Source organism: Veillonella sp. AS16 (assembly GCF_000517785.1).
GTDB lineage: Bacteria > Bacillota > Negativicutes > Veillonellales > Veillonellaceae > Veillonella > Veillonella denticariosi.
In genome coordinates, this window is the sequence record NZ_AZYX01000007.1 from 553,600 (window position 1) to 568,836 (window position 15,237).

At 35.6% G+C, this 15,237-nt stretch carries 11 protein-coding genes; 5 read left to right on the forward strand and 6 right to left on the reverse strand.

The features are described from left to right. Window positions 1-63: 63 nt before the first annotated feature. Window positions 64-1,128, reverse strand: a complete 1,065-nt coding sequence (locus HMPREF1521_RS02760; RefSeq protein WP_038115516.1) for an AEC family transporter — start codon at window positions 1,126-1,128, stop codon at window positions 64-66. Between the two features lie 163 nt (window positions 1,129-1,291). Between HMPREF1521_RS02760 and HMPREF1521_RS02765 the strand changes: the two genes are divergently transcribed. Both HMPREF1521_RS02765 and HMPREF1521_RS02770 read left to right on the forward strand, forming a co-directional pair. Further along, the gene (locus HMPREF1521_RS02765; RefSeq protein WP_038115517.1) at window positions 1,292-2,026 is read left to right on the forward strand and encodes a gamma-glutamyl-gamma-aminobutyrate hydrolase family protein; all 735 of its coding nucleotides are present in this window, start codon (window positions 1,292-1,294) and stop codon (window positions 2,024-2,026) included. A gap of 1 nt (window position 2,027) precedes the next feature. After that, window positions 2,028-3,338, forward strand: coding sequence for an APC family permease (locus HMPREF1521_RS02770; protein ID WP_038115519.1), 1,311 nt, complete (start codon window positions 2,028-2,030; stop codon window positions 3,336-3,338). 206 nt (window positions 3,339-3,544) lie between these two features. Here HMPREF1521_RS02770 and HMPREF1521_RS02775 read toward each other — a convergent pair whose 3' ends face one another. Further along, window positions 3,545-4,405 carry a hypothetical protein gene (locus HMPREF1521_RS02775; protein ID WP_038115522.1) on the reverse strand — a complete coding sequence of 287 codons (861 nt, stop codon included), beginning with the start codon at window positions 4,403-4,405 and terminating at the stop codon, window positions 3,545-3,547. Window positions 4,406-4,540: 135 nt separating this feature from the next. Here HMPREF1521_RS02775 and HMPREF1521_RS02780 point away from each other — a divergent pair, with 135 nt between their 5' ends. Both HMPREF1521_RS02780 and HMPREF1521_RS02785 read left to right on the forward strand, forming a co-directional pair. After that, on the forward strand, window positions 4,541-5,200 hold the full coding sequence (locus HMPREF1521_RS02780) for an HAD family hydrolase (RefSeq protein ID WP_038115524.1): 660 nt from the start codon (window positions 4,541-4,543) through the stop codon (window positions 5,198-5,200). A 158-nt stretch (window positions 5,201-5,358) separates the two neighbouring features. After that, window positions 5,359-6,105: a DUF2726 domain-containing protein gene (locus tag HMPREF1521_RS02785; RefSeq protein ID WP_038115527.1), complete on the forward strand. Its 747-nt coding sequence runs from the start codon at window positions 5,359-5,361 to the stop codon at window positions 6,103-6,105. Here the strand turns inward: HMPREF1521_RS02785 and HMPREF1521_RS02790 are convergent. Further along, window positions 6,098-7,312, reverse strand: coding sequence for a hypothetical protein (locus HMPREF1521_RS02790; protein ID WP_038115530.1), 1,215 nt, complete (start codon window positions 7,310-7,312; stop codon window positions 6,098-6,100). The genes HMPREF1521_RS02785 and HMPREF1521_RS02790 overlap by 8 nt on opposite strands. Window positions 7,313-7,679: 367 nt before the next feature. On the opposite strand from HMPREF1521_RS02790, the gene HMPREF1521_RS09155 reads away from it, so the two are divergent. Continuing rightward, window positions 7,680-7,730 (forward strand): hypothetical protein, encoded by a 51-nt coding sequence (locus HMPREF1521_RS09155; protein ID WP_369759694.1) that lies wholly within the window; start codon window positions 7,680-7,682, stop codon window positions 7,728-7,730. Window positions 7,731-8,024: 294 nt separating this feature from the next. On the opposite strand, the gene HMPREF1521_RS02795 is transcribed toward HMPREF1521_RS09155, so the two are convergent. From HMPREF1521_RS02795 to HMPREF1521_RS02810, 3 genes are all read right to left on the reverse strand, one after another. Further along, on the reverse strand, window positions 8,025-11,363 hold the full coding sequence (locus HMPREF1521_RS02795) for an AAA domain-containing protein (protein ID WP_038115533.1): 3,339 nt from the start codon (window positions 11,361-11,363) through the stop codon (window positions 8,025-8,027). Between the two features lie 519 nt (window positions 11,364-11,882). After that, window positions 11,883-13,406 (reverse strand): ATP-dependent helicase, encoded by a 1,524-nt coding sequence (locus HMPREF1521_RS02805; RefSeq protein ID WP_051435734.1) that lies wholly within the window; start codon window positions 13,404-13,406, stop codon window positions 11,883-11,885. Further along, window positions 13,399-15,084: an ATP-dependent endonuclease gene (locus tag HMPREF1521_RS02810; RefSeq protein ID WP_038115538.1), complete on the reverse strand. Its 1,686-nt coding sequence runs from the start codon at window positions 15,082-15,084 to the stop codon at window positions 13,399-13,401. Before HMPREF1521_RS02810 ends, HMPREF1521_RS02805 begins: the two co-directional genes overlap by 8 nt. Between the last annotated feature and the right edge of the window lie 153 nt (window positions 15,085-15,237).

Consider the following 15,237-nt stretch of genomic DNA (forward strand, 5'->3'; position numbering starts at 1 on the left):
GGAGAATCAATTTATACTATAACAGGATGTAATAGTTTTATGGTATAAAATATACGTTTTCCATCATGCCACTATGCCTATCATAGTCAGTATTTCCATGATAACCGGTATAACGATAACGAACAGAACGGTACTGATGGTTACAAGACCTGTCGCAAAGGGAACGTCCGCTCCGGATTCATTCGCTACAATTGGCAGTACAGCTATAACGGGCCCCGCCGACTGCACTACAAAAGTAATAATTTCAATGGGTGTCATTACTACACCGCCCCAATGAGTAAGACAAAAAATGACACCGAACATGATTAACGGAGATACGACAAATCGTCCCGCGATACCGCCCAATGCATCTTTGTTCAGCTTCATACTCTTTAATCCCGCATCATGTAATACGATACCGATATAAATTAAAGACAAAGGCGTCACCATGTCCCCTAAATAATTTAGCGTATTATGTAAAATCGGGGCTAAAGGAATATCGAAGAATAAAAATAGCAGAGCCGCAAAGAACCCCAGCAACGGAGGCGGTAATAATTGTCGCCACGAAAACTTACGCTTCGATGGCACCTTTCCTGCATTAATACGGGATGACGGAACATTCTGCCCGGATGTGCTTCTAAATTGGTCGGGAGATGTGATACTGTAAGCATCTTTCGTTACATCCGGCAAAGGATCCGTTTCAATAAGGAATACCCCCACCATCCATACCGATATGGTATTGCCGATATAATATAGTAAAAAGTACGGTAATGCATCTTGTCCGAACAGTGCAATCTGTACCGGTAATCCGATAAACAGACAGTTATCATTAACGACCATATTGATAAAAATACCACGTCGTCCGGGCGGTACTTTCAGCACTTTCATCATCACATACGCAATGACGTACGATATGGCATACGTAATACCTACAACCAGGAGCCCGTAACGCAGATCCCATAAATCCGAAGTCCGCAAATGATGCAATACGGATACGAACACGCCTGCCGGCAAAATAACGGACATGATAAATCGCGACAAATTTCCGCTGAAAGACGGATTAAACATGCCACGCCCCTTCAATATATATCCTAACGATATGAGTAATACAATAGGGACTATACTCTGTAACGATGTCAGAAAAACCATGATAACCTCCCAAATTCTGTATGTAATATACCATACCATTTTTTTTAATAAATCCAAAGATAAAAATAATCCCTACTTCAACAATATGTTATAGATTATTTGGAGTTCTTGCAGTATACTATAAATATCTTAAATTTATATATTTATTTGTACGAGGTAAACTATGAGAAAACCATTAATCGGTATCTCCGGTAATACAATGCGTGATAACAGCGGTCCTTATGTTGATCTGATTCGTTCCTACGTCAACGAAGATTACATTCGCTCCGTTGAAGAAGCCGGAGGTATTCCTATTATCATTCCTTTCACAGAGGACTTAAACGTAGCAAAAGAAACAGTGGGGCTCATCGACGGCCTTCTTCTCACCGGTGGACACGATGTGTATCCGCTCCATTACGGTGAAGAACCGCTACAGAAGATCGGCGACGTATTCCCCGCACGAGACCAGTTTGATTTTGCACTTCTCTCCGCAGCGGAAGAAAGAAATATTCCTGTGTTCGCTATATGTCGAGGCTGTCAAATCATGAATGTCCATCGCGGCGGCACATTATATCAGGATTTATCATACGATCAGAACTGTACGATCAAGCATAGTCAGGGACAGACGCCTTCATTGCCGACACATACCGTAACACTTGAGCCACACTCAAAACTGGCTGATATCATCGATACAACCACATGGATTACGAACTCGCACCATCACCAAACAGTGAAGGATGTGGGACATGACTTGACCGTTATCGGTCGTGCTAAGGATGGCACTGTCGAGGCGATAACAGATATGACTCGACCTTGGTTTATGGCTGTGCAGTTCCATCCTGAAATGATGCATGTAAAAGATTCCCACGCAAAGGCTGTATTCGCCTCTTTCGTAAACGCTGCAAAGGAGATAAAATAAAATGTCAAATTCATCCGATAAATTCGGTTTTTGGAGCATCGTGCTCCTCGGCATAAACGGAATCGTAGGAACAGGTATTTTCCTACTACCGAACAAGGCCTATTCCATCATCGGCTCCGCCAGTTTAGGGGTCCTCTTATTCGATGCCGTTATCGCCGGCTGTATCGCACTTTGCTTCGCGGAGGCGGCCAGCCTTTTCACGCGTAATGGTGGCCCTTACCTTTACGCCAAGCATGCGCTGGGCGACTTTTGGGCCTTTGAAGTCGGCGTTTTAAAATGGGTCGTTACCGTTATCGCATGGGCAGCTATGGCCGTAGGATTTGCAACAGCACTCGGCGCAGCCTTTCCAATATTGAGCGGGGACTTCGCCAAAGACGCTATTTCTTTTATCTTAATCGTTGGACTTACTATCGTTAATATCTTCGGGGTTACCGTTTCTAAGGTTGTAAACAACTTAATTACCATCTCTAAACTGGTGCCTCTTGTTCTGTTTATCGCCATCGGTATTTTCTTTATCAATGGAGATAACTTCACACCGGTATTTCCTAATGACACCTATATAGACGGCTCCTTTGCACAAGCGGCAGTTCTTTTATTCTTTGCCTACACGGGCTTTGAAGTTATCGCTATCGCTGCAGAGGATATGAAAAATCCGAAAAAGAATCTGCCTCGCGCCATTATTACGGTCATGCTGATTGTATCCGTATTATACATGGCGATCCTCGCTGTCTCTATCGGTGTATTAGGTACTGACCTTGCCAACACAAAAGCCCCTGTTCAGGATGCTTTCAACGTCATCGTCGGACCGGTCGGTATGTACGTCGTATTAATCGGTACACTCATCTCCATGGGCGGCATTAACTTTGCGGAAGCCTATTATGCACCGCGTGTCGCTACATCCATGGCGGAAGATGGAATGCTGCCGTCTGCATTAGCAAAACGGAACCGTTACAATGCACCATATGTGGCAGCTATCGTAACGGCTATCGCCAGTGTACTGTTAGCTTGGAGCGGTAGCTTTACTACCCTTGCCGCTATCAGCGCCGTATCGAGATTTACTCAATACTTACCGACTTGTATCGCCGTTATCGTATTCCGCCGTAAATGGGCCGATAAGCCTCGCTCTTACACCATTCCGGGCGGCTACATCATTCCGTTCATCGCCATAGGCACATCTATCTGGATGTTGGCCCAGGCCCAAACCAACCAATTACTCTGGGGCTTAGGCGGCTGTATCGTTATCTTGCCGCTCTATCTCTCCTACTGGCGCAAGAAAAAAGCGGGTCTCATCAAAGAGAAAACAGAGTTATAGCCTAAATCGCTTATTCAGTAATTACTTATTCAATAAACTCGCGCTATTACCGCTAAAAATTAATCCTAAAAAAACTACCAGATGAATATTTTAACTAATAAGCTGAACAGCATCAGTTAAAATTTCAACCGGTAGTTTTTCTTTATAGACATATGTATTTTTCTTTATGGACATACGTATTATAAATGACAATTCATTAAATGCAGTCATTCGAAGTCATCATGGGCTACTTCTGTTATATCTTCGTCGTCATAGATTATTTCCGTTATATCTTCCTCAATATAGCCCACCTCGTCACTCACATCTTCGTCACGTATATCGATATAAATGCTGATCAACGCCAATGCACCGTCCTCATTAAGTGTGGCAATGAGGCTCATCGGTCCGTATGTCAAAATGAGGTTATCATCGTCGTCACGAATAATATGCGGCACCGCATCAAAGTGTTGATTCATCAACTGATCAAAATAATCCTCCACATCGAGACCGTTTTCAAGTGTAATCGATTCAGCATCGCCCTTCTGAAATACGACGCGCGTATCTTCATCGATATATCGGTAAAAATCATCGATATCAACATTATCCGTTTCAAGCCATATGCTGAGGGCCGTAATCCAGTCTTTCACCGTCGTCGGCGCCGTGGTGAAAGCATATTCCGGTTCATCATCATTCAAACGAAGGGTATCATAAGCAATACTGTAATTTTCCTGGCTGGACACGATACGGTCAACCAGACCTTCGTCATTCACATCTATAAACAACATATATACGTAAGTATCTCCGCTTTCATAAGAAACGGATAAACCATGACGCCCCGTTGCAAACAATGCCCCCTCTTCATACACATCGGTAATATGCATCACATTACAGTTCACAGGCACCCGGTCCGCCTTGATGGATTCCATCATCGACGACAGAAAATCAATCGTCTCACTCCGATTTCGGCCGATAATTCCGCGACCGGTGGACATATACTCGCAATCATCGGACAATATAGATTCAACACCATGGATATCAGCGGATTCTAAAGAGGCTTTCAACAATAAAAGCGCTTGTATTTCAGTCATAGCACACCTCATATCAGTAATAATTTCCGTTTATTATTGTAACATAAATTACACGCTTAACGGGTCAATAACCTTGATTTTCTATAGATTCATCATATAATTATGTACATACGAAATTCAAGATCGGAGGTTCCTATGAAATATACAACTATCGTTTTCGATTGTGACGGCACATTACTTGATACATTAACCGATTTACGCAATGCCGTAAACCATGTACTGCGCTTACATAAATTTCCCGAACGGTCGGTTTCCCAAGTGAAAGCGTCCCTCGGTAACGGCGTAGCCCACCTGATGCGCGAATCTTTACCGGATTCCGTGACAGATGATGAATTCAATACTTATCTGGACAAATTCAAAACCTATTACGGAGAACATCTGCAAGATTACACAGCCCCCTACCCGGGCATACTTGATATGCTGGATACATTACGCACCAAAGGATATAAACTGGCTGTAGTTTCAAATAAAATCCAGGAAGGCATAACCCCCTTAATTAAAGAATATTTTGGTGATCGTTTACCCGTCGCCATCGGCGAACGTCCCGGCCTAAAGCGCAAACCTGCGCCGGATATGGTATTACAAGCACTAAAGGAATTAGACTCCACCCCGGAAGAATCCATTTATATCGGTGACTCCGAAGTAGATGTGGCAACCGCTAACAATTCGGGACTCCTCTGCATCGGCGTTACCTGGGGCTTTCGAGATGAAACACTGCACCATGAACTAGGCGTACAATATATCGCGCGTAAGACTGAGGATATTATAACTATTATTGAAGAATTAAATCGATAATATTTCTTACCGCAATTCTACTCATGCGCATCTACTTAATTTATATCCAACATCGCATTAATCATTTACTGTCCAATAAAAATAGGATCAATAATTCATGTAAATTTCAACTCTCTCTGACAAACTGATTTTAATTCATTAATAAAGGAGAGGGATTCATGACGATTATTTCTATTTTGCTCATTATTATCGCAATAGGTTTATACCTAAATCTTTACTTTCACTGGAAATCCAATCCATACGCCAAAAGTCCCGCAATCTTGGATTGGTGCTACAAAATATTTGGCAAAACAAATGTATCACCTAACGTAGATCCGTATACAGCTAAAGATTCTACTAATACAGCTTGTAATATGTCTACTGAACAAGAATCATATGCACCGATTTCTGAATACGCTAAGTATTATAAGCCTCACCATATTCAGACACTTAGCGAAAAAAATGTATTTTTCGCACTCTTGAATATTCTATCCCCGTATAACGTACATGTATTTCCACAAGTTTCCTTCGCCTGCATCGTTTCAGGGAAAAAGAACAAAAATTTCGACTCTATTAACTTTCAAAGAATTTCCCAAAAACGCGTCGACTACGCTATCGTCAATAACTATGGATACACATTGTTTATCATAGAACTGGATGGTAAAAGTCATGCTCCGGATGACACGACACCATCAAAAGAAATGCACATACAAAAATTAAAGGACAAAGATCGTGATAAATTCTGGGAAATATGTGGGGTTCCCACTATTAGAATTTCATTATCAGAAATCATAGATCCCGCCAGAAGTACAAAAAACCATAAAACGGGACAATTGAGTCCATATATAATATTCGATAAATTGTACTGCAAAATTATGGCGAAAGACACTATCGCAAAACTATTAAAAAATAGTGCGATTAAATAAGCATATACTCTTCAGAAAGAGGTTGCCACTTTGTATTTATATATGAATCCATATTTTTTACTTTTACAAACTCCGCCATGTTTCGTATTTCCTCATGGCTAAGTTTAATTTTAGTCACATCATAGGCAATCCAATTCATAAGCATACGTTTTCCATCATATGTAAATATGACTAACAGGGATGAACCATTAGGATTATATGCATCAATCAGTACAGATGGTACTCCATCATTCCAGACAACGGCGTATTCCGGATTTGCAATACCTAAGTTTATGCTATACTCTGTCATAAACTCTAGCATTTTAGTATACTGTCCGGTCAGGCTATTATCGGCGAGACTCTTCTCATCAACAGTAACCGTTTGTCCATAACCATCTGATGTATATACATGAATTGCTTCATCGTTCATATCATAACTTATGTCTTGATGTATCCCTTTTGGCGCTTTATAAGTAAATCCGTTTAACTCTTTATTTTCAGAGTATACATCTTCATCAGGCAAGAATTGAATAGATGGCACAATATAATTAGCAAGTAAATGCTCTACACTGTGTTCTGTGAAAGTGCTCGCCTTACTTGAACCATCATCGGTAAATGTTAATCTATACGCCTTTGCACGATTCTTTGGATTTGTAATCAGAATCCCTGTCGTATGAATATCTTTACCCGTTTCTGTTCGTTTTATCTCCTTAAACCACAAAGCATTTTGTAACGATTGATAGGAAAAACATTTACTTTCACTATTGTCAACTGTATTGTCCTTGATAGACCTAATTAATTTACGTGTATCATCTTCAGTTATAGAAAAACTAGCTTGATCATTATCTATCACCAACATTTGACTTTCTTTATCTGTATCATATGTACCGAACTGACTGGCGAAAGGCATGGATAATCGCATACTGTCACCACCCGAGTGCAGTCGAATCACAGTGCTGTGCCCTTTTATACCGCGTAATGTATTCGTACTATACTGAATCCGTTTTTCTTTCTCCTGTTGACGGTAATGTAAACGATCTAACCTCTCTGTAACGACAGCTTCCTTCTCTGAAAGTGCGGTCTCCAGGGCTTTATCTGTATAATTATAATTCATATAAGCATTTGCCGGCACACTGCTATCAGCCCCCGGTAAATCAATATCAAGGGCATATACAGGCGATACGATAAATACACTTACGGCGATAGCCAATACAATATTTCTTAACATGAATATATCCTCTTAAATAAAATCAACTTTCCCCTTATACGTATCACCTAGATTACCACAGCCGCTTAGACACATTACCGCAATAAGGCCAGTAAACGCCAGAAATTTTCTAAACATAATCTCTCCTCAAGAAGCACTAACTATTTTCTGTATATTGTAACATAAATGGAACACATTTATGAAAATGAGTACAAAACAAAAGAGGTTCCTATTAATCACCCATGTAACTGTTAGGAACCTCTTTTCTATTTACTTTTATAATTAACAGCACTATATTGAACTTGAGACCTCTAAATGGGTCCAGCCTTTGCTAATCTTCTAGAGATTGGCGGTGATCAATATGAGTATATTCAAAGTGTTATCCTTAATGATTTCCTTTGGCATACTTGTGGCGACCATTATCATAGCAGCAAAGTGATTGACCTCTAGCTAAAAGCTAGCTTTCTAATCGTGGCATGAAAAAAGGCCCGACATAGAAGTCAGACCGTTTCTTCAATTTCAAATACTAGAAGCGAAGTCTGGCGACCAAACCATTTATGCCTCACTTTGATATAAATTATATCATATCTAAACAAGGAAAGAAATCGAATCGTTTCTTTCCTTGTTTTCTTTTATAGACCTTTTTTGTATATATAAATTCTTTATAAAAGCATCTATAGTAACCTATGCCTTATAATCTAGCAATCTACTATAGTCGTTGCAATTTATTAACTTAGAAATCCTCTAAAGTATAGATAGGCAAGTATCTTTGTGCGAATGCAAGATTTTTATTGAGTTCTGCCCATTTGGTAGCGTCACCAATAACATAGATATACTCCCTTGCTCTTGTAAAGGCTACATTTACATTATTAGCGTTAACCCATTTAATAGCCCCATTAGCAGTGCCATCACTTTGACAGCCTAACATATAAATAACGACTTTAGCCTCTTTACCTTGGAAGGTATGTACAGTCCCTATATTATCATCTAACCAATCTTTCTTATTATCCTCTTTAGTCCAATTCGCAATATCATTATTGAGGGATGCCATATACTTTTTAAAACCATATGCCACACTGGTAAATGGTGTAATGATAAAAATATCTTTAAATTTGGTATTTCTTGCTCGTAACTTTTGTATCAGTTCAAAAGCAATTTGGCCTTGTACTTGTATATATCTATCTTTACCCGTAGTAGATTCAATATTACTTGCATCATACGTTATCCAACAGCTCTCTTTGCATGGTTCAATAGGCTCTTTAGAATTGATAGTCTTATTAATCATAAAACCACCATAAGATAACTCATTAGCGACTGTAAACATTGGATCTTTACAGCGTCTATGAATAACGAGTGGACAACCGACCCAATATTCGGAGCCATCAAGATTTTTGATAATGCCTGCAAATGGATTTTGTGCATCAGCTAAGCTTTGCACAGATAGCTCTTTACTCCGATATTTACCAATACCTTCGCCACCAATTTTTTCGACAAATAAATCTTGCACAGTTTGTACAGGTTCAATCTGTTTTGGATCGCCAACTACTATTGCCTTTTGCGCACGGAACAATGCCCCTACAAGCATATGAGGTGACGCCTGTCCTGCCTCATCAATAATAATGGTACCTAACACACTTTCAGATTTACAGTTAATCAAGAACCTCTCCACAGCAGCAAAGGTGGAGGAAATAACAGGCACTGCAATCATCAAGGAATTAAGTAGTGCAGGGAAAATAATGCTAAGATCAAAGTTTTTCTGCAATTTTTTCCTATCACTTAATGAGCCCCAATATTGACTAAGTAATTGCATGTTTTTTCTGAAAGCATCACTCATAACTACAGCTTTTTGTAATTGTAAGGCATCGTATAACAAACGATCTCTACATTCATTCAAATAATTACACACATATAAGAAAGCTGTATGGGCCTGTGCACGCTCCTCATCAGATGACATTAACTTTGATTCTATATCATCAAAGCAATATATAAAATCTTTATCACTAGTTTTTAATATACCTAGGATATCTTGCTGTGTATTTTCTGCTTTTTGAACAGTACCATCAAGTTCTTTAATATCAGATAATAGACCATCTTTCGTATTGATTATAGATTCACGCTCATTGACCAACTGATGTAATGCATCTAATTCACCTTTAACTTTTTTAAGATTTGTAGTCTCCTCTTCAATAACTGATAACAATGCAGTATTACTCATGGCTTTTAAAATAGACCAGTTAGTAGCACTCCAAATCTTATCAATAATAGAACGTTTGCGGTTCAACTCTATTAATTTAGACTCAATACTATTTTTACGCGCTATCAACTTCAACAAATTATCATCTAAATCATCATACTTACTTAATTGTTCATCGATTACAAGAACTGCCTCTTTTAATTTATCGGTTTTAAACTTTAATTCTTGAATCAAATGAATATTCTCTTCATATGCTGTTATATAAGTAAATAATGCTTTTACAAGATTATATTGAGCCTGAAACTGTTTCTTGGCACTTTCAAAAGTATCTTGAGCACTAGGCATACGCATAATAGAGGGCATATCTGAGGATAATACATCTAATACTGACATAAATGTGTTTATATTAGACTTCTTACCAAGTCTCGCAGAAATTAGGCCCCATTGTTTATTACTCTCTGCTAAACGATCAGCTAAAAAGGTAAAATATACCTCTCTCGATTTAACGTATTCATAATTCTTATCCTTAGCAAAACAAGATAAATCAACCTGTTGATCTGCGAACTCTGGATTAAACAATGTAGACCCATTCGTTCCCGCTTTTATAGAGGAAATATTAGGTAATTCTAATGTAATATTTTCGACAGCCTTGTTATTTGATGAAAGTACTAGCATGCCATATACTGCAATATCACTGGGTATATCATAGTAAAAAGATGTCCCATCCCTGCCCATAACTTTCTTAAAGATATCGTTTACATTATTACTTTCACAAAACTTAACAGCACGTTCAACAATATTACTAGCAATGATATCCTTCAATAACGTAGTTTTGCCTGTACCAGGAGGCCCATTAACAGAAAAGATATCCTTAGGATTCGCCTTAGCAATATTAACAGCAATTTGCTGCATAAATGACAAATTAAACTCAGATGGCCATCTACCGTATGGTAACACCTTCGTATTATACCATTTACGCATCTTCTCAGTATCTTTCAACAAATCATAATGCTCAATATCCTGATTAAGACTATTGATATAAGATAATACCTTATCATCATCCTTTAATGTATCAATGTGCTGTAAGACCAACTGCAAATCATCAAGGAAAAAGCTAGATTTTAAATCATTTACAGGCATTGTATCAGCTTTAACAAGCTGAATCTCTTCGGCCGTAAAGCTACAATAGCCATAAACATCGCCAGCACGGAACATGGTAACGCCCATAGGCTCCAAGATATGCTTTTGTATATACACATTGATCACATGTGCAGCCTCATCAAGGGATATCTTTTCCTCAGGAAGATTAAAACCATCCTCGATTTCTTTAACAACTTCATCCCAGCCATCTAACTTAATATCTTTGAACTCCACATCAGGCTGAAGCATCATTTGATGAATCACCCAAATAAACGGAGCAATTTGTAGACTGCCCTCTTTATAGTATCCCTCTGCATCAACGATAAATGATGCACTATACACATTCCCTAAATATGGTTTTTCAGGATATTCAATTTCTAATTTATCAATAAAGGCCTCTAATACTTCAGTCCCTTTAACCACACATAACAGAACAGCATGTTCATCATCTAAAACATAGCCCTTTTCATCCTTAAAATATTTAATCTCATCAGTAATAGAGTAATTATAAGGATAATTTGGTAACGGTACTACATACGTAGAAACACGTGAATTTGTTCTTTTCCAATAGGGTTTTATTATAGACTGTTGATAAATAGTCGTTGTATCATTCTCAGTAGTAAATACGAGCTCTTTTACATACTTCTTAGGAATTGCTTTATACTTAGGAACCTCTTTCGGTTGCAAACATTCAAGTGAATACCAATAATTTATAATTTGCTTAGCAATATCTTTCATCTATATCTACCCTCTCATTAGACTAATGAAAACATTATACAGGTAGAAGAAAGAGATTTCATGAAAGCAAAAAACAGTCCAATTATAAAGTCAGACTGTTTTTTCAATGCTTTACAAAATCAAGAATACTTAATGTTTCTCATTAAGTTTAAAAATTCTGAAAATTTTAAATACTGTGGTTTCAAATCCACTATTATGTTGCCCCTTATCTTACTTAAATTCATCGCCTGAACTGTGATTAGGTGTAGTGAATTTAAAGTCATTTTTGCTATCATGAACCAAAACAAGAGTAGCCTCTTTTGGTTAACCACTTTTTCTATAACTTTCATACGCATTTACAAGAACTCTAAGATTTACACCCAGTAAGATACATTACCAGTTGAGACTTTAGCTTCTAATACATTAGTCTTCATAATAAAACATCACACCATTTATGTATCACTTTAAGTTGAATTAGATTATACTTAATTAAAAATATATCTGTAAAAAGATCATAATTAACGCATTATATAATTAAAATTACCTTTTTAGATTCAAATTAACCCTTTTTATTATCTTATCTAATTCAACTCCTTCTATTTCAGCTCGACTTTTTAAATACGTCCAGAATTTATAACTATTCCAATCATTATAGGCAATAATAATTAATTTTGACTTAGCTCTTGTTGAGGCAACATAATGTAATTCTCTATTTTCAGGACTAGTAAAGTCAAAATCATCTGCAAATAATATAATTTGCTCATATTCTAACCCCTTGGCAGCATGAATTGTCATGACAACATTTTGATATTGGTCGATATTAAAACCATAATGGAATATATTATTATTTATAGTTTCTTCTAACATTGAATATAATACTTCGTTAAAATCTAATTTAAATAACTTTACTATTGAGCAGACCACGTCCTTATACGATTTGTCAACTATTTCATTAAATTTATTTAAATGCATTTTTAACTCTTCAAGAGATACTTCTTTAAATTTATTTTCTAAATCAACATCTCTAGAAAAGTCATATTCTGAATATCCTTTAATAATTATGTATTTTGCAATTGATAAATATATGTTGCTATCCTTATTTTGAATATTCTCAATTGGAGATTTTTGAATTATAGCACACTTTTTGCCATTTTCATTAAGAATACTACCAATTTTTTTTACTATATCATTTTTACGAGTTAAAATGGCTAGTGAGGCTTTATTATCAATATAATCTAGAACATTTAAAATAACATTATTAGACTTATCTGCTACCAAAAATAAAACCTTATTACTCTCAGCTTCTTTATAAGAATTTACTCTATATCCGAATATTAAATTTGCATAGTTTTGAATTGAAGCATCAGATCTAAAATTGGTAGACAACCTGTATTTTTCAAATTTATCTGAAGTTAAAAGCGATTGGAATAATGTGGGGTCGGCACCTCGCCAACTATATATGGATTGTTTTTCATCACCAACAATAATCAATGGAATATCAAAATTTTCTAATATATACAAGAAAAGATTATGCATACTAACATCACAATCTTGATACTCATCAATAAAAATTTTATAATATTTCGACTTCAAAAATAGTTGGCAAGCTTCTGAACTCTTTATAATTGACAATGCTAATTCAAATATAAAGGATTTTTTATTATCATAATAATTTCCTACTTGACCCAATTCAGAAAGTTTGTTTATTCCATCCTTAATTGTATGAAACTTTAAAGTAGTACCATATGAAACTTCTCCTTCATACTTTAAGTCATATAAGTCTTTAAAAAAAGGATTGATAATTTCATGAAGCACAAAGTTATGAATAGTACCTATAAAATTTCCATCATTATTTTTTTTTAATCGACTATTAAGTTCATCAGCAGCCTTATTTGTAAAGGTCAATGCAGCTAATTTTTTAAAGCTTCGATTTAACTGGATCTCATATTCAATTTTTTGTGTAATAACAAATGTTTTTCCTGTACCAGCACTCGCAGATACTATTAACGTATTTTTATCTATTATTATTTCTTTTTGTTCTTCTGTCCATTTATGATTATTCATTTAACAGGGCCTTTAAACATGAAAAATATGATGACTTTAATATTTTCTTACAATCTTCCTCTTCTAATCTATGAATAAAATCAACCATATAAGTTTGTTTCTTCTCTTGTAAATATTTAACTGGATTTTTATGACCAACTAATTCTTTAAAATGTTTAAGTTTTAAAGTAGCTTGTAAATCATGTTCTAAATCAACCTCAGATATAAATATATTTAAATTATTCATTTCCTTTATTTTATCTATATTATCTCTATATAATTTTTTTCGTTGGTTAATACTTTTACTCGATAGTGTTTCTTCAGGTAAAAGCGTCTTTTTCAATAATTTATTACATCTCTTAAAACCGGCTGGCATATACTGACTCTTCTTATTTTTTATTGCATTAATATCATTATCTGTTTTAATAATACATATTATTCCCAGTGGCTGTAGAACATCTATAAATTTATTAAAATAGATTCCTCGAATTGAAAGAATATATAGTCCTAAGGCTTCATAATTTGGCTTAACACTTAATAAAACTTTATTAAAAAGTAATTCTTCTGAGGGCCCTTCAACCAATAATACTCTATTAGCAAATATAGCCTCAGCTAAATAGCTATTTAAAAGCTTTCTCGACTTTTCAAATTCAGTAGGAACTTTATAAATAAAACTTTTGCTACTGATATTACCTAAGTTATAAATTCTAACCAAGTTCACATTATTCATTTCATAAAGAATAAAAGGGCTATGAGTTGTAACAAAAAGATATTCATATGTATTATCATTAAAAATTACACTCGATAATGATAGTTGCATTCCTTTATGTAGGTGATTCTCTGGCTCTTCTAAAAGGAATAAATTTATTTTTTTCCCTTCATCTTTTTTCATCAACAATTTATATAATGCATACGCAAGAAGCTTACGTCGTCCCTCTCCAGCAGTTGGATATACCCCATTACTATCAGCCCCTTCTATATATGGAGTAAGATTTGAATAGTATCCATTAACTGAAACTTCAGATTTTAAAGAAATCTTATGTTCCTTTCCTTGATATGAATTAAATAGGGGCGTTAACTCTTCTTCAATACTTTTTATATTAGAAAGCGATGAAATATGCTCATTTAGTGATTTAATATCTCCATCAATTAATTTTTGAATATCAGCATCCGCCTCAGAAGCATCCGGTAATATGTAGCGTAAGCTACGACTAAACAATTCTTGTAAATTAACATACGCATCTATATATATAACATTAAAAATTTTATCTAAATCAGTAAATGACCCTATCTGCTTTACACTCTCATAATTCATTTCATTTCCCGCCCACATTAATTGTGGCTCTCCATATTGGAGTTGGTAATTATAACTAGCCTTTAGTTTTATATATAGTGACCCATCACCACTACGCAATGCCCCTTTTACTATAGATCTAATTAGTTTAGATGCATCATTTTCTATATCTGATAAATCAACTTCAACAACAATTTCAATATCATTTTCAGTATTTTTTTGATAAAAATCGCTATCTATAAAGCCATTTTTTCTAATATTACGATCAAATAAAAATCTTAACGCATATAAGAAATTTGTTTTCCCAACATCATTAAGTCCAAAAATAATATTTTTGTTTGATAACTTAATATCAATATCTTCAAAATTCCTAAAATTCTTAATTCTAATCGAAGAAAATCTCATTTAACCCTCCATTAAATTAATTACTATCATGAGTTTTGAATAGATAAATTTCATATACAAATACTTCATATATTTAAAGGTATTAAATATCTTTTTATTTAAAATGTTATAATAGTATTATTCAACATCCTTCATGAAATTTCCTTCATTTTT